This is a genomic window from Streptomyces sp. PKU-EA00015 (assembly GCF_013387495.1).
Taxonomy (GTDB): Bacteria; Actinomycetota; Actinomycetes; order Streptomycetales; family Streptomycetaceae; genus Streptomyces.
On sequence record NZ_JABZEE010000040.1, the window covers coordinates 52,079 to 66,907 of the forward strand.

The 14,829-nt window shown below is 70.6% G+C and carries 15 protein-coding genes; 7 read left to right on the forward strand and 8 right to left on the reverse strand.

Annotation, left to right across the window (positions count from 1 at the left end; genetic code table 11):
• Nucleotides 1–6: 6 nt before the first annotated feature.
• The 3 genes from HW130_RS24065 to HW130_RS24075 all read right to left on the reverse strand — a co-directional run bounded on the left by HW130_RS24065 (nt 7) and on the right by HW130_RS24075 (nt 2,939).
• Nucleotides 7–1,128 carry a Xaa-Pro peptidase family protein gene (locus tag HW130_RS24065; protein WP_177151767.1) on the reverse strand — a complete coding sequence of 374 codons (1,122 nt, stop codon included), beginning with the start codon at nt 1,126–1,128 and terminating at the stop codon, nt 7–9.
• Nucleotides 1,129–1,235: 107 nt separating this feature from the next.
• On the reverse strand, nt 1,236–2,207 hold the full coding sequence (locus tag HW130_RS24070) for a hypothetical protein (RefSeq protein ID WP_177151768.1): 972 nt from the start codon (nt 2,205–2,207) through the stop codon (nt 1,236–1,238).
• 111 nt (nt 2,208–2,318) lie between these two features.
• Nucleotides 2,319–2,939: a nucleoside/nucleotide kinase family protein gene (locus tag HW130_RS24075; RefSeq protein WP_177151769.1), complete on the reverse strand. Its 621-nt coding sequence runs from the start codon at nt 2,937–2,939 to the stop codon at nt 2,319–2,321.
• 43 nt (nt 2,940–2,982) lie between these two features.
• On the opposite strand from HW130_RS24075, the gene HW130_RS24080 reads away from it, so the two are divergent.
• Nucleotides 2,983–3,372: a VOC family protein gene (locus tag HW130_RS24080; protein ID WP_177151770.1), complete on the forward strand. Its 390-nt coding sequence runs from the start codon at nt 2,983–2,985 to the stop codon at nt 3,370–3,372.
• Between the two features lie 11 nt (nt 3,373–3,383).
• Nucleotides 3,384–4,853 (forward strand): hypothetical protein, encoded by a 1,470-nt coding sequence (locus tag HW130_RS24085; RefSeq protein WP_256356292.1) that lies wholly within the window; start codon nt 3,384–3,386, stop codon nt 4,851–4,853.
• 31 nt (nt 4,854–4,884) lie between these two features.
• Here the strand turns inward: HW130_RS24085 and HW130_RS24090 are convergent, their stop codons facing one another.
• Nucleotides 4,885–6,054, reverse strand: a complete 1,170-nt coding sequence (locus HW130_RS24090) for a lactonase family protein (protein WP_177151771.1) — start codon at nt 6,052–6,054, stop codon at nt 4,885–4,887.
• Nucleotides 6,055–6,272: 218 nt separating this feature from the next.
• On the opposite strand from HW130_RS24090, the gene HW130_RS24095 reads away from it, so the two are divergent.
• The gene (locus HW130_RS24095; protein WP_177151772.1) at nt 6,273–6,533 is read left to right on the forward strand and encodes a hypothetical protein; all 261 of its coding nucleotides are present in this window, start codon (nt 6,273–6,275) and stop codon (nt 6,531–6,533) included.
• Between the two features lie 67 nt (nt 6,534–6,600).
• Here HW130_RS24095 and HW130_RS24100 read toward each other — a convergent pair whose 3' ends face one another.
• Nucleotides 6,601–7,689, reverse strand: coding sequence for a serine protease (locus HW130_RS24100; protein ID WP_177151773.1), 1,089 nt, complete (start codon nt 7,687–7,689; stop codon nt 6,601–6,603).
• 400 nt (nt 7,690–8,089) lie between these two features.
• Entirely contained in the window at nt 8,090–9,415 is a 1,326-nt protein-coding gene (locus tag HW130_RS24105; protein ID WP_177151774.1) for a phospholipase D-like domain-containing protein, read from the reverse strand.
• A 318-nt stretch (nt 9,416–9,733) separates the two neighbouring features.
• Between HW130_RS24105 and HW130_RS24110 the strand changes: the two genes are divergently transcribed.
• Nucleotides 9,734–11,311, forward strand: a complete 1,578-nt coding sequence (locus tag HW130_RS24110; protein ID WP_309140549.1) for a substrate-binding domain-containing protein — start codon at nt 9,734–9,736, stop codon at nt 11,309–11,311.
• A 36-nt stretch (nt 11,312–11,347) separates the two neighbouring features.
• Here HW130_RS24110 and HW130_RS24115 read toward each other — a convergent pair whose 3' ends face one another.
• Entirely contained in the window at nt 11,348–11,797 is a 450-nt protein-coding gene (locus tag HW130_RS24115; protein ID WP_177151776.1) for an ATP-binding protein, read from the reverse strand.
• A gap of 161 nt (nt 11,798–11,958) precedes the next feature.
• On the opposite strand from HW130_RS24115, the gene HW130_RS24120 reads away from it, so the two are divergent.
• Together HW130_RS24120 and HW130_RS24125 are read left to right on the forward strand one after the other, a co-directional pair.
• Entirely contained in the window at nt 11,959–12,801 is an 843-nt protein-coding gene (locus HW130_RS24120) for a helix-turn-helix transcriptional regulator (protein ID WP_177151777.1), read from the forward strand.
• Nucleotides 12,798–13,046, forward strand: coding sequence for a DUF397 domain-containing protein (locus tag HW130_RS24125; RefSeq protein WP_177151778.1), 249 nt, complete (start codon nt 12,798–12,800; stop codon nt 13,044–13,046). The genes HW130_RS24120 and HW130_RS24125 overlap by 4 nt, the downstream gene beginning before the upstream one ends.
• A gap of 214 nt (nt 13,047–13,260) precedes the next feature.
• Here HW130_RS24125 and HW130_RS24130 read toward each other — a convergent pair whose 3' ends face one another.
• Nucleotides 13,261–14,220, reverse strand: a complete 960-nt coding sequence (locus tag HW130_RS24130; RefSeq protein ID WP_177151779.1) for an SMP-30/gluconolactonase/LRE family protein — start codon at nt 14,218–14,220, stop codon at nt 13,261–13,263.
• A gap of 102 nt (nt 14,221–14,322) precedes the next feature.
• Here HW130_RS24130 and HW130_RS24135 point away from each other — a divergent pair, with 102 nt between their 5' ends.
• Nucleotides 14,323–14,775 carry an Lrp/AsnC family transcriptional regulator gene (locus HW130_RS24135; RefSeq protein ID WP_177151780.1) on the forward strand — a complete coding sequence of 151 codons (453 nt, stop codon included), beginning with the start codon at nt 14,323–14,325 and terminating at the stop codon, nt 14,773–14,775.
• Nucleotides 14,776–14,829 lie beyond the last annotated feature (54 nt).

Sequence of the window (14,829 nt, forward strand, 5' to 3'; positions counted from 1 at the left end):
GGCGGGCTACTCGACGATCGCCATCTCGCGCGAGGTGTTGTTGAAGCGGCGGACCCCGTCCTCGGTGACCGTGACGATGTCCTCGATGCGGACGCCGAACCGGCCGGGGAGGTAGATCCCGGGCTCGACGGAGAAGCACATGCCGGGGACGAGCGGCTGGTCCTCGCCCTCGATCATGTACGGCGGTTCGTGGGTGGTGACGCCGATGCCGTGGCCGGTGCGGTGGACGAACAGGTCCCCGTACCCGGCCGCCTCGATGATCTCGCGGGCGGCCCGGTCGACCTCCTGGCAGGCGACGCCTGGCCGGACGGCGTCGACTCCGGCCTGCTGCGCCTCGCGCACGACGTCGTGGACGTGCTGTTCGGCGGGGCTCGGCTCGCCGACGTGGACAGTGCGGGTGGTGTCGGAGCCGTAGCCGTGCTTGAGGCCGCCGAAGTCGAGCACGACCATGTCGCCGTGGACGATCGTGCGGTCGCCCGCCTCGTGGTGCGGGTTGGCTCCGTTGGGGCCCGAGCCGACGACGGTGAAGTCGACCTGCGAGTGCCCGAACCGCAGCAGCAGCGCGGCCAGATCGGCGGCCACGTCGGTCTCCTCGCGGCCCGCGAACGGCACCTTGAGGATCTCGGCGTACGCCTCGTCGGCGGCGGCGCCCGCCGCCTCGATGCGCGCGAGTTCACGCGCGTCCTTCACCGCGCGGAGCATGGGCAGCGCCTCCGTCAGAGAGACGTACGAGGTGCCGGGCAGTTCCCGCTGGAGGCCGAGCAGGTGCATGGCCCACGTGTTGTCGCTGACGGCGAAGCGGCCGGACACGTCCAGGAGCGGGGCGACGGCGGCGTACGGGTCCTTGCCGTCGGTCCAGTCGCGCACGGTCAGCGCGGACGCGCCGGGCGCCGCCTCGGCGTCGGGCGCCTCCAGGGTGGGGACGACCAGGACCGGGTCCTGGCCGGCGGTGAGGACGAGGACGGTGAGCCGCTCGGTGCCCACGGGCCGGTAGCCGGTCAGGTGGACGAGATCCGGTCCGGGCGCGACCAGCACCCCGTCGAGCCCGGCGTCGGCCGCGGACTCGGCGGCGCGGGTCATCCGCGCGCGGTAGTCGGCGGCGGTGAACGGGGTCGGCGTGCTGGTCATGGGGCCTCCTGCCCGGCCTGCGGTCGTCTCCTCGGACCGTCCTGCCCGCCATCCTCCGTCGGCACACCGGCGGGCGCGAGTGCGCCCGGGGCCGGTCCCAGGGCGGGTCAGCCGTCGTCGCCGGTCCGTCCGCCCTCCTCGGCGACCAGCCGCTCCAGCAGCGCGTGGAACTCCTCGCCGACCGTGATCCGCAGCCCTTCCCCGTCCTCGTCGCGGTCGCTGAGCTGGGTCAGGGTGCCCGCCCGCCACCAGTAGACGTAGGGGCTGATGGCGCCGGGGGTGTCCTCGTAGCCGGTGGCCGCGAAGGACGCCATGGCGTTCAGCGCGGCGATCATGCCGGTGTCGTGGATGGCGTGGAAGGCGAGCTGGTGGCGGAACGGCATCGCCACGAGCGCCCCGTCGGCCGTCAGCTCCTCGCCGGTGACCTGCCGTACGACGGACTCCAGCGCGAGCACCCGGCTCGCGGTGTAGAAGGAGTCCCCGAGCACCACCTCGAAGCGCATGCCCTCGTCGTCCGCGACGGTCTCGTGGGCCTCGACGGGCAGGCCGCGGAGGTTGTAGAGCGCCTGGTCGCGCAGGTAGGGCAGGTCGCCGAGCGGTTCGAGGGCCTCGTCGGTGAGCATCATGACGCTCTCGGGGAGGTCGAGGGCGAGGATCTCGAAGAGGCCGGGAGCGAGGGGGCGGGCGTAGCCGAAGTTCTTCGGGTCGAGACCGTCGGCGCCGACGACGCGAGGGTAGAGCTGGGCGCGGATCTGCTCCCTGGGCAGGGTCTCCAGGGCGGACGGCGCCTCCATGGTGCGCAGGACCATGCCGACGTGCTGGTGGACCAGTTCGGGCCAGGCGCGCGGTCCGCGTTCGTCGTTGTGGCAGACGGCGGCGAGGTTGCCGAGGCCGAACTGGCGGCCCGCGCTGTCCGACACCATGTCCGCGTAGACGGTCACCTCGAGGCCCCGCTCGGCGAAGGCCTCGCGCACGAGGCCGCGGAACCGCGTGCCTTCACCCGCGGAGAGGAAGGCGAACTCGGGGTCCCGGGGCGCATCGCGTCCGTCGCGCTTCGGCCCTCGCCGGAACAGCCCCACGCCGACCGCCCTTCGTGCTCGTCACTCGCCACGTGTCCTTGTTCGAGCCTACAGATCACCGGTGAACGGCGGAGCGGGCAGGTCCAGGAACCGACGGGTCCGGGGCGTGCCTCAGCTCACCGCGACCACCAGGTCGGCCCGCTCGCGTCCCCGGCCGATCAGCCGGGCGTTCACCTCGTCCGACTCGCGGACCCATCGCTCGGCGTGCAGCCGTTCCTTGCCGAAGCGCACATGCCGGTCGACGAGCCGGCGCACGCGGGTCGGCTCGTCGAGTTCCAGGAACCAGATCTCGTCGATCAGGGGGCGGACGCGGGCCCAGTGCCCTTCGTCGTGGAGGAGGTAGTTGCCCTCGGTGACGACGAGGGGGATGTCGGGCCCGACCGGGATGCTGCCCGCGACCGGCTCCTCGATCCCGCGGTCGAAGGCGGGCGCGTAGACGGTGGTGTCCGGTTCCGGCGCCCGCAGACGAGCGAGCAGCGCGGCGTATCCGGCGGCGTCGAAGGTGTCGGGTGCGCCCTTGCGGTGGGCGAGGCCGAGGCGCTCCAGTTGGCTCTGCGCCAGGTGGAAGCCGTCCATGGGGACGAGCACGGCGAGACCGTCCAGGGCGGCGACGAGACGGCCGGCGAGGGTGGACTTGCCGGCGCCGGGCGCTCCGGCAAGGCCCAGGATGCGGCGCCGCCCGGGGGCGGCGAGAGCACGGGCGCGGTCCAGCAGGTGGGGCGGGAGGCTCATGGCGGCATTGTCGCACTGTCGTCATACGTATAACCTCTGCTGCATGTCCTTCATCGCCCTGGTCTCCCTCGTCGTCCGCGACTACGACGAGGCCATCGCTTTCTACCGTGACGCTCTGGGCTTCGACCTGGTCGAGGACACGGACCGCGGGGACTCCTCGCGGTGGGTGGTGGTCCGCCCGTCCGGCGCCCCGGCCGGTACGGGCCTGCTGCTCGCCCGGGCCAAGAACGCCGGCGAGCGCGCGAGCGTGGGCGCGCAGACGGGCGGCCGGGTCGGCTTCTTCCTCCACACCGACGACTTCGCCCGCGACCACGCCCGGATGACGGCGGCGGGGGTGCGCTTCCTGGAGGAGCCGCGGTACGAGCCCTATGGCACGGTCGCGGTCTTCGAGGACCTCTACGGCAACAAGTGGGACCTGCTGGAGCCCCAGTAGGCTCCGGCCACATGACCGATCCTGCCCTCGAATTGCTCCGCGAACGACCGGACCTGGCCGAACTGGCCGCGTTTCCCTTCGACTTCGACATCGGTCGCGCCTATCACGTCGAGGACGTGCACCTGGCGTCCGGTGCGTCCCTGGAGCCGGTCGCCGGTGACGACACCGGCGGCACGTACTTCGTCTGCGCGGACGGCGCCGTCCTGTACGCCTCGTCCGAGGGCGACGCGGTCCTGGTCGGCGGCAGTGTCACCGAGGCCCTGGAGATCCTGATCGGGCTTCCCTCGTACTGCGAGGGCATCGCGCCCGGTCTCGACGAGGCAGCGCTGCTCGCCGAGGTCGGCGCGGCGGACGAGGAGGCCCGTGAGTCGTTCGCCCCCGAACTGGACACGCAGCGGGCCGCGTTGCTCAACGGCCTCGGGCTGCCGGCCCGCTCCCTCGTCGAGCTGAACGCCATGATGCACGCGGCCGCCCGGCGCACCGAGCCGGACCACCTGCTGCTCAACTCCGCCGAGCTGTGCGCCTACCGGCTGCTGGACGAGGACGCGCGCGAGCCGCTGCGCGAGGTCGTCCTCGCTCCCGGCCGCGCGGCACTGGAGCGGATGCGGTCCGGCGGGCCCGCGTCCTGGACGGAGGCGGGAGCGGATCCGGTACTGCGGGCCGGGGTGCTGCGCGCGGCGCAGTACGACCGCCGCGCGGACGACCTTCCCCTGCTGCGCTTCCTGCTGGAGCGTGAGGACGCCGAGCGGACGGAGTGGTTCGAGGAGCGGCGCCTCGCCGCCGTGCTGGTGGCCCTGCACGGGCGGGCCGAGGACGTCCCCCTCGTCCGGTCGGCGCCCGGTGGGTGCGCGTCCGACGACCCGGCCGGCGTCGTCGCGTGGGCGCGCGAGGAGGACGCGAAGCGGTACGGCCCGGATCCCGCGACCGAGAGCGAGTTCACCTGGATCGGCCTGGCCCGCCGCCAGGGCCGCATCGAGCACGCGCGGGTGGCGCTGATACGCATGCTGGACGACACCGGGCCGGACGGCGAGCGGCTGCGTGCCCTCAGCCGGGCTCTGGAGGACCTCGGGGATTACGGGCAGGCGGCCCGCGCGCAGTTCCACCTCGCCTCGCTCCAGGACACGAGCTGGGACCGTGCCGCGGAGACCTACGCCCTGGCCCGCGTCGAGCGCCTGAAGGGGGATCTCGCCGCGGCGCGCAAGGCGCTGGGCCGGGCCCGGGTCGCCGTCGGCCTGGGCGACGGCCCCGCACCCGACGAGACGGTCTCGGAGTGGCACCGCCGGGGGCTGGGCCGGCAGATCACGGAGCAGCATCTCGAACTCGTCCTCGCCGCGGTCGAGGCGGGAGACCACACCCTCGCACGGGAGACGATGGCCCACGCCAAGCTCCTGCTGAAGACGATCGCCGGGCGCTTCCGCAGCTCCCTGAGCGAGCTGTCGACCCGGGCGAAGTGGGCGGTCGCGGCCCTGCCCAGAACCTAGGGACGCCCGGCGGATCCTGGCCGGACGGCCCCTACAGCGGAAGCGCGCAGACCGCCGCGGGGAACGCGAACGCCTCGCCCGTCGACCGCAGTTCGCCCGTGCGCGCGTTCACGTGGAAGACGGTGACGGTGCCGGAGCGCTGGTTCGCCGCGAACAGCAGGCCGCCCGAGGGCGACAGCGCGATCTGGCGCGGGAAGTCGCCGCCGACCGGCACCGTGTCCAGCAGCCGCAGCCGGGAGCCGCGGGCCTCGACGGCATAGCGGGTCAGCGTGTCGGGGCCGCGGTTGGCGTGGTAGGCGTACGCGCCGTCGGGGGTGACCACGAGCTGGGCGGGGTAGCTGGTGCCCGGGCCGGTGCCGGTCGACTGCGGCTCGCCGGGCCGCAGCGTGCCGCTCGCCGGGTCGTAGGCACAGACCACCACCGTGTTGTCCAGCTCGTTCGCGAGGTACGCGTACCAGCCGGACGGATGGAACGTCAGATGGCGCGGACCGGCTCCCGGGCGCACGGCCGCGCGGGACACCTCGGTGAGCGTCCCCGCCCTGGTGTCGAGGCGGTAGGTGTACACGGTGTCGTTGCCGAGGTCGACGGCGAGGACGTGGCCGCGGTCGGGCGTGGTGATGATCTGGTGCGCGTGCGGCGACGGGCCCGTGTGCCGGACGAGGTCCGTGCGCTCGCCGAGCGCCCCGGAGTCGTCGATGGGGTGGACGGCGACGCTGCCGGACCCGAAATTGGCGCTGAGCAGCCAGCGCCCGGAGGGGTGCACGGACAGATGGGCGGGCGCGGCCCCGCCGGTGGACCGGCTGCCCAGCACCCGGTGATCGCCGTCGTCCGCCAGACGCACGGCGGTCACGGCACCGTCCTCGCGCTCGTCGACGGCGTACAGCGTGCGGCCGGAGGGGTGCACGGCCAGGTACGAGGGGTCCGCGACACCCTCGATGACGCCCGCCCCGGTGATGCGTCCCGTCGTCTCGTCGTACGCGGCGACGCCGATCCCCGTCCCGCCCCCGTCGACGGAGGTGTACGTCCCCAGGTACAGCGGCCGGATCCGCCGTGCACGGGACGTGGGTGTGACCGCCGCCTGCGACCGCGCCCGTGGTCCGGGGCCCTGGGCCGCCCCGCACGCGGGCACCACGGCCGCGGCGGCGACGCCCGAAAGACCTTGGAGGAAACGACGCCGGCTTGTCGCTCTCAGGTTGCCCATGCTCGCAGCCTAACCACGAGCGGCGTCCGGAACAGGGTCGGTCACTGCGCGTTCCCGCTCCTCGGCGACCGGACCCTCGGCACGGGCGCCGGTGAAGGCCAGGTCCGGCCGGGCACAAGGTCGAGATCCACCGGGCGCAGGGCGGTGATCACGGTGCAAATCGGCCTTCTGGCCGCGCGGCTGGGGTGGTACGCCCAGGTCACGGTACGGTGCGGCTCATGAAGCGGATCGCGATAGGTGTGTGTGCGCTGGCTCTCGTTGGCGGCGCGGTGGCGGTGACGGCCGGGGCTGCGGAGGAGGACACGTCGGTGACGGTGGATACCGAGCCGGTGAAGACGCGCGCGGACTACATTGCCTTGTGGGAGGAAGCCTTGGCCAGGTCAGGCAAGGAGTTGCCGGCTGGGGTGGAGTCGATGAGCACGCAGGAAATCTTCGATGCTTGGGCGTTGGAGGCGGCGAAGTACGGCGAGCACGACTGAGCTGTCATGCACACGACAAGAGCCCTCGAGCTGGATGCTCGAGGGCCCTTCGGCTGTACGGGAAAGGCTAGCTGAGGGTGTTCGCGGTGTTGATGGTGTTCGCGGACTTCGAGTCGTACTCGCTGGAGAACACGTCGTCGTCGATGCGGACGCCGGTGTTGGGGTCATCCTCGTAGTGCGAGAAGTTGGCGATGATCTGCGGGTTGGTGGTGGACTTGCCCCGGATCCACGGGCCGCCGGAGGAGCCCTTGCCCTGGTCGCAGTCCATCTCCTTGCGGTCGTCGATGAACGGGTCGTAGGGGCCGGCGTCGACGGTGTTGCCGTAGCAGTAGTACATCCGCTCGCCGATCATGTCGGTGCGGTTGTATCCCTCACCGGGGTAGCCCGCGGCGTATACGTCGTCGTACTCCTCGACGTTGTCGGCGAAGTAGTAGCCGAGAGCTCCAACGTTGTCCTGCAGCTTGCCGTGGGTGGGGTGGGGGTTGAGGACGAGGGCTGCGTAGTCAGCGTCGAAGGAGTCGCCGTTGTTCATCCAGTCGTCGTTGACGATCTTGTACTTGACACTCCAGGCGCCGAAGGGGGCGCTCCCGTCACGGTAGCCGGGGATGAAGTACATGTCGTTCATGAAGCCGGCCGATCCGCTTCCGTCGCCGAGGTGCGCGCAGTGGCCGGCGGTCCAGAGGGTGTTGCGGTTGCTGGAGACGATCACCGATGCGCTGCACTTGGATTCGGTGGTGGCGCCGGGCTTCTTGAAGAACAGCTTGCCGACGATGGAGTAGGACGGGCCGGTGGTGTAGGGGACTTCCTGCGCGACGGCGACTTCGGCGGCGGCCATCTGTGCAGTCGTGGTGGTGGTGGTGGTGCTGGTCTCGGGCTTGGCCGCGTTGGCGGAGGCGAAGATCTTTTTGCTGCCGGTGCGTGTGGCGTCGGGGCTGGTGGTGTGCTTGCCGCGGTTGGTGGGGGTGTATTCCTTGGCGTTCTTCAGGCGTTCGGGGGTCCAGTACTCGCGTATCTCGCGGTCGGTGCTGGTTTCCTTGGAGACGGTGACGCCGGTGGGTTCCTTCGCCTGGTTCTTCGGTGTGGCTCGTGCGGTGAGGGGGGTGAGGGCGAGGGCCGCGGTGGTGGCGACGAGGAGTGCTGTGCGGTGGATGCGCATGGGCTCGTGTTCCTTCCGATGTTGATCTTGAGCCCGCATCCAAACACGATGATGATCAAATAAGTTGGAGGAACCTTGAGCATCCGGCGAAGAACTGTGCGACAACCACCGCGAGTTCACTGTCACTGGCCGGCAACCCGGCGCACACGCTGACACAGCCTTCTCTTCCGGGCTCCCGGGTGTGAGGAGTTGAGGTACAGGAAATCCCCGGGTACTTGCCTCGAGACCGCCCGGGTGCCGGCGCAATATGCCCGGCGGAAGCACACGAGGCGCCGCCGGAAGGGCGGGAGGCCGGGCCCGGAGCACGAGACCCGGGGGAGATGGATCCCCCGAGGTCCCCGTGGCCTTCGCTTGACCACCACCTTCAACGACGTCGTGCGCCCGCCCGTCACGGCTACGGCTACGGCTGCGTGTTCTGCGCGTCGGAGACCGCGCGCTGGGTGCGGAAGTTCTCCCGGTAGGCGTCGTACACCGAGGCGGTGGGGTGCCCGAGGTCCGTGGAGTCGTCCCACTTCAAGAGCGCCTCGTCGTTACCGACAAGGGCCGACTTGGTGTAGGTGTGGCTGCCGGTGAAGACGATCTTCTGGTTCTTCAAGCCCTTGTAGGTGCCCTCGACGAGCAGGTACTTGGTGTGGGTGGCGGTGTGCGTACCGCCGGCCGCGTCGTCCAGCTTGTGCAGGGCGACGCCGCCGTACCGGGTGGGCGTGTTGAGTATCTGCTCGACCGTAGTCCCCGACGCGTCGAGGTCGCGGTACACGATGTCCACGTAGCAGCCCGCGTCGTCCAGCTCCCACAGCTTCTGCGCGACCTCCGGACGGGTGATCCCGTGCATCGCGACGCGGATCACCGTGCGCCCGTCGGTGGTGCCGTAGCCGGGGTCGTTGCCGTGGCAGGCCGGCTTCCCGTCAACCGGGTTGTCCACCGTGCTGAGGATGTTGACGATGACGTCCGTGGTCGCCCGGGGGAAGAAATAGGCCTTGGCCCGGCCTGCCTGGGTGTCCATCAGCACGTCGGAGACCTGCTTGGACGGGTCCGCCTGCGCCTCGACCTGACGCCCGAAGTAGGCGGCGTAGGCACCGTACAGGACCGGGTTGTCGGCCACCGTCAAGGCGTCGTTCCAGGACTTCTGCCGGTCCCAGGTGGTCATGTTCGCGGAGGACTGCACGACCACGTTGTCCACCGGCACGGTGGCGGTGGCGCTGCCCGTGGTGCGGGAGAACAGGTAGAACTTGTTGTGGTTGACGCTGGGCCAGCCGTCCGCCGGGTTCGGGTCCTTCGCCAGGCACGCCTGCTTGTCGGCGCACAGCCTCACCCAGGAGTTGCCCGAGCCGGCCGGCTTGTTCGCGAGCCCGGCGGCGAGCAGGTCGTACATCGGACCGCCCTCCCAGTGCCGGCGGGTCGCACTGTCCAGGATCACTTGGACGTTCACCCCGCGCAGGTGCGCCGCGTTGAGCCGCTCCACCACCACTTTGGAGCCGAACACGTACGTGGAGATCTTGATGTCGGACCCTGGCACCGCGCCGTCGATGAGGCGGGCGAGGTGGTTGGGTATCGCGTCCCTCCGTGCGGGGTCGGGGCTGGTGGGGTCGTTGAACAGGGCATCGGTCGTCACCGCTGGAGCGGACGTGCCGCCGTCCGCGAGCGCGGGCACCGGCGCCGTGGCGCCGAGGAGGGCGAGGGCGGCTGCTGTCGTGGTCGCCGTCCGGGCGAGATTGATCTTCGTCACGAACGGTGACCCTATTCACGCCCGGTTCAGCGGCCGCAACCGACCCCTGAGAACCGTCCCGGTGGTGTACGAGGCGCCGGGGACGGCAGATGTGTACGCCTACGGTCCCTCGTGTCGGCCAAACAGTAGAAATCCAGGTTCGACGTCCGGCCCCGCAACCCCACCATCCCGCGTACGGTCAACGCCGTGTGAACACCCACCGGTCCTGGCGACGGACCGGTGAATGCCGTCCGAACACTCATGGCAGCCGTCGCAGCTCCCGCTGACGCGCTCGTAATTTTGGCGCACATCGGTATCCGGACAGCACGGGAGTCGGCGGTGAACGGTTTTCCCTGGGAGTCGACGATCGCCATCCTCGGTCTGGCCATTCCGGTGGCGGCCGCGGCGTGGGAGTTCGCGCTCGTGGGCCGCAAGCGGCTCGGCTACCGGATCCAGATGGACACCACCGCGCCGGACGCGGCCGAGGCCCCGCACGCCGGGGTGCTGCGGCAGATGCAGCGGGACGACGCCTCGCTGCGCGATCCCTCGTTCGCGCTGCTGCGCATCGAGAACAGCGGCTGGACCCTGATCGACTCCGACGACTACGTCTCGCAGGGCTCCGCCGAGGTCGGCATAGAGGTCCGCTTCCCGGGCCGTCAGGTCGTCGGCATGGTCGTGACCGAGATGAGCCACGACTACCTGCGCCGGTCCTTCGTGAACACGCCACGCGACGGTGTCCCCGCAGAGGCGGCCCCCGGCCTCGAGGTGATCGACGGCCGCATCACCCTCCCGAAGGTGGCCCTCAACCGCGGCAACCACTACAAGGTCCTCGCGGTCCTGGAACGCGAACAGGAGTTCACCGCCCCGGAGTTCCCCGACCCCGTGATCGTCGCCGGCATCAAGGGCGGGGTGCACGGCGGGTCGATCAAGAAGACCGCGAGCCACGTCCTCGCCTCGAAGCCCGTCATGACGTTCATCGCCATGCTGGTCCTCGTGGCGGCCGCCCAGTCCCTGACCACGTTCACCAGGGACGAGGTCCGGGCCGCCCCGCTGGACTGCGCCAAGGGGACGCTGGTCCTCTCCGGCTCCACCGCGTTCGCCCCCGTCGTGCGTGAGGCCGCGAAGCAGTACGAGAAGACGTGTCCGGACGCCCGCATCCCCCTCACCGAGAACTCCTTCAAGGGCAGCGTCGCCGGACTCGACTCGCTCGCCGCGGCCGGCAGGCGCGCGAAGCAGCAGGGCAGTGCCGGGCTCCCCGACCGGCTGGCGTTCACCGACGGGGTCAAGAGCGTCCGCCGCCCGCAACTGCTGCCGAGACCCGTCGCGTTGTCCCTGTTCACCCTGGTGGTCAACAAGGACGCCGGGGTCCAGGACCTCTCCCTGAAGCAGGTCAGGGAGATCTACACGGGCCGCGTCACCAACTGGCGGCAGGTCGGCGGCAACGATCTCCCCGTCCAGCTCGTCAGCCGCAACCCCGGCTCCGGCACCCGCTCCACGCTCGTCCAGCAGGTCCTCGGCGGCAAGGAGCTGATGGAGGTCACGGAAGGTGACTGCGTGGCCCTGGACGGGAGCAGACCGGGCCGCTGCGAGGTCGGTGACACCGGCACCCTCCTGGACGCCGTGGCCGCGACCCCCGGCGCGCTCGGCCACAGCGAGGTCGGCGCCACGCTCACCCGCGACGACCTCCAGCGGGTGCGGATCGACGGCTACGCGGCCACGCTGGAAGGCGCCGACGACGGCGCGTATCCGTACTGGCAGACCGAGTACGCCTACACCTACGGGGAGCCGCCCGCCGACTCGATCGCCGCCGGCTTCCTGCGCTACCTGGCGAACGAGGTCGGCAAGGACATCCTCCGCGCCCAGGGCCACCGTCCCTGCGCCGAACTGGCGAAGCCGCTGCTCTGCCGCCCCACCTGAGACCCTGACGCGGGCGCTGACGGGCGGGGAAACGGGTCAGTGCGGCGGCAGGTCCAGCTCGGCCCGGACGGTCTTCCCCACGGGCACCCGGTCGAGGACCGCCCACCGGTCGGCCAGGCTCTCCACCAGCAGCAGCCCCCGCCCTCCGTCCGCGACGGCATCCGGCGCGGCCAGTCGGCCCGGAACGGGCGGCCGCCGCTCACCCCGTGTGTCCGAGACCTCGATACGCAGGGTGCCGGGCAACCGGGTGAGCCTCAGTTCGAAGTCCCGGCCCGGCACGCGCCCGTGTGTCACGGCGTTCGCGGCCAGTTCGGCGACGATCAGCGCGGTGGTGTCGGACGCGCCGCTGCCGTGCGGGAAACCCCACGCGTGCAGTTGATGGACAGCCAGGTGACGGGCGAGGCGTGCGCCGAGCGCGGTGGAGCTGAAGCGCTGGGCGAACGAACGTACGCTGCCCTGCAGTTGCGGGCTCATGGGTGGTCGCATATGCCCACCGTGGTGGACTGTGGCCGCATTGTCCCAGATCAGCAACCCGTACGCTGAGTCAGCGTACGGGTACCCGCGGTGGACAGTACGGGTAACCGACCGTGACCATGGGCGCGTTGCGGGGTTGCTCAGCACAGGTACGCGCGGGGAGGTGGCCGTAGATGACGGCGGAGACGACAGGCGGCGGTTCGGGCGGGGAGCCGGAGGTCTCGGACAGCCTGAAGTCCTTCGGGGAGGTGGTCAAGGCCTTCCGGAAGCGGGCGCGCCTGACGCAGGAGGAGTTCGCGCCACGGGTGCGGTACTCGCTGCCGACGGTCGCCTCGATCGAACAGGGCAGGCGGTTTCCCCCGGCGGACTTCGTCGACCGGGCGGAGGAGGTACTGGACGCGTTCGGCACGATCAGGGGCGCGGCACGGCATCTGTCGCGGCGGCCGGGTCTGGCGAGCTGGTTCCGGCAGTGGGCGAGCCTGGAGGCGGAGGCGGTGAGCCTCTACACGTACGAGTGCCGGTTGATTCCGGGGCTGTTACAGACGGAGGCGTATGCGCGGACGCTGTTCGCCGAGCGCCTTCCGCCGTTGGGGGACGAGCAGATCGAGGCGCGGCTGGCCGCACGGACGGACCGCCAGCGGCTGCTGCGGGAGCGGCCGAACACGGCGTACGGCTTCATCCTGGAGGAGCATCTGCTTCTGCGGCGCGCGGGCGGTAGGCAGGTCACGCTGGAGCTCGTCGACCACATCCTGGACCTCGCCGAACTGCGCAACATCGAGATCCAGATCATGCCGCTGGTGCGGGAGAGCCACGCCGGGATGGACGGCCCCATGCGGCTGCTGGAGACCCCGGACAACCGCTGGCTCGGCTACTGCGAAGGGCAGGAGAGCGGCCAGTTCATCTCTGACCCGAAAGTGGTCAGCATGCTCCAGATGCGGTATGCCAGGATGCGGTCACAGGCTCTTACCCTGGAGGACTCCCTGAGCCTGTTGCGGCAGATGCGAGGAGCGGTATGAGCACCCCAGAACTGGCCTGGTTCAAGAGCAGCTACAGCGGCAGCTCCGGCGACTCCTGCGTCGAAGTCGCCCTCTCCTGGCACAAGTCCAGCTACAGCGGCAGCTCCGGCGACGACTGCGTCGAGGTCGCCGCCTGCCCCGACACCGTCCACGTCCGCGACTCCAAGGACACCGAGGGCCCCCACCTCGCCCTCTCCCCGGCCTCCTGGACGGCCTTCGTCCCGTTCGCCGCCGCCCGCGCCTAGTGCCCGGGCGCGGCACGCGTTCAGACGCCGGGCACGGTCCGGGGCGGCGCCGACGCCGGTATCGGCGCGCTTCGCCGAGGAGTTGGGGAATCCCTCCAGGTGCACGGTGAGCGAGCCACCACAGCGGCCGCCCGATCCGCCGTGGTGGGAGGGCTGGACCGACTACCGTCCGGCGCCGGGTATGTGCACCAGCCGAGCGCCGGCTCGGAAAAGTTCACCGGGACTGCGGATCCAGCCAGGGCCTGCGCCCCGGTCCGGTCGGGTGCGTGCCCGTGACGCCCATGACCACCGAGTAGAGGCTGGTCTCCGCGGCGATGAAGAGACGGTTGCGCTTGGCGCCGCCCCAGGTGATGTTGGCCACCGTCTCGGGGACGTCGAGCCGCCCGATCAGAGTGCCGTCGGGGTCGTAGCAGTGCACTCCGTCGTCCATCGCGGCCGCCCAGAGTCGGCCGGCGTCGTCGAAGCGGAGGTTGTCGAAGCGGGCTGCCGCACGGTCCCCGGCTTCGGCGAAGATCTCGCCGTCCGACAGCGAGCCGTCATCGCGTACGTCGAAAACCCGGATGCAGCCCGCCCGGGTGTCGGAGACGAAGAGTTGCCGCTCGTCGGCGGAGAAGACGAGGCCGTTCGGGGCGCCGAAGCAGTCGGCGACCAGCTGCACTTCGCCAGTGTCGGGATCGATGCGGTAGACGTTGTTGGAGCCGATCTCGCTCTGCGCGCGCCAGCCCTCGTAGTCGCTGGTGATACCGAAGTCCGGGTCGGAGAACCAGATGGAGCCGTCGGACTTCACTGCCGCGTCGTTCGGGCTGTTCAGGCGCTTGCCCTGCCAGCGATCGGCCAGCACCATGAGCGTGCCGTCGTGTTCGGTTCGTGTCACTCGGCGGTTGCCCTGCTCACAGGTGACCAGTCGGCCCTGGCGGTCGAGGGTGTTGCCGTTGGTGTGCCCGGCCGAGCGGCGAAAGACGCTGACGGCGCCGGTCTCCTCGTCCCAACGCAGCATCCGGTCGTTGGGTATGTCGCTCCAGATCACCTGCCGCCAGGCGGGCAGGTAGATCGGTCCCTCGGCCCAGCGGCAGCCGGTGTACAGGACCTCCAGGCCGTCATCGCCGTTCATACAGCGACCTGTACGGAACCGGTCGTCGAGCATCTCGTACAGCGCGGGGCGCTCACTGGTCATGCGGGGCCCTTCCCATCCAGACGATACCGAATCTACTACGGCCTACAGCGCAGAGTGCAAGATGAGATATGGTCCCAGCAAGGCAAATCCGAATGGAGAGTTGTGGATCACATCGATCGTGAACTGCTGGCGCACCTCCAGCAGGACGCCACGCAGTCCTACGCCGCGCTGGGCCAGGCCGTGGGCCTCTCCGCCGGAGCGGCTCACGAACGCGTGCGGAAGCTGCGGGAACGCGGCGCAATCCGGCGCACCACCGTCGAGGTGGACCCGGTGGCGGTGGGCAACGCCGTCCTGGCCTACGTAATGGTCAACTCCGTCTCGTGGATGGGTGATTCGGCGAAGAGCTTCGCCGCGCTCCCCGAGATCCTGGAGGCGCACGTCATCGCCGGCAGTGCATCGGTGCTGGTGAAGGTCAGGACCGCGACCACCGAGCAGTTGCAGGACGTGTTGCGGCGGATCTACGCGATCGACGGAGTCAGCGGTACGCAGGCCACGGTGGTGTTGGAGACCTTCTTCGAGCGGCCGGTCTCACCCCTGATCGCTGGTCAGGAGTGATCTCGCGCGACCCTTTTGCCCCCGTGCCACCACCACCCCGGCGCGCCGGCCCGC

Bases quoted from the DNA above. Each gene is read 5' to 3' on its own strand.
- HW130_RS24065 (WP_177151767.1), bottom strand. From the start codon at position 1,128: ATGACCAGCACGCCGACCCCGTTCACCGCCGCCGACTACCGCGCGCGG.
- HW130_RS24075 (WP_177151769.1), bottom strand. From the start codon at position 2,939: ATGAGCCTCCCGCCCCACCTGCTGGACCGCGCCCGTGCTCTCGCCGCC.
- HW130_RS24080 (WP_177151770.1), top strand. From the start codon at position 2,983: ATGTCCTTCATCGCCCTGGTCTCCCTCGTCGTCCGCGACTACGACGAG.
- HW130_RS24085 (WP_256356292.1), top strand. From the start codon at position 3,384: ATGACCGATCCTGCCCTCGAATTGCTCCGCGAACGACCGGACCTGGCC.
- HW130_RS24090 (WP_177151771.1), bottom strand. From the start codon at position 6,054: ATGGGCAACCTGAGAGCGACAAGCCGGCGTCGTTTCCTCCAAGGTCTT.
- HW130_RS24095 (WP_177151772.1), top strand. From the start codon at position 6,273: ATGAAGCGGATCGCGATAGGTGTGTGTGCGCTGGCTCTCGTTGGCGGC.
- HW130_RS24100 (WP_177151773.1), bottom strand. From the start codon at position 7,689: ATGCGCATCCACCGCACAGCACTCCTCGTCGCCACCACCGCGGCCCTC.
- HW130_RS24115 (WP_177151776.1), bottom strand. From the start codon at position 11,797: ATGCGACCACCCATGAGCCCGCAACTGCAGGGCAGCGTACGTTCGTTC.
- HW130_RS24120 (WP_177151777.1), top strand. From the start codon at position 11,959: ATGACGGCGGAGACGACAGGCGGCGGTTCGGGCGGGGAGCCGGAGGTC.
- HW130_RS24125 (WP_177151778.1), top strand. From the start codon at position 12,798: ATGAGCACCCCAGAACTGGCCTGGTTCAAGAGCAGCTACAGCGGCAGC.
- HW130_RS24130 (WP_177151779.1), bottom strand. From the start codon at position 14,220: ATGACCAGTGAGCGCCCCGCGCTGTACGAGATGCTCGACGACCGGTTC.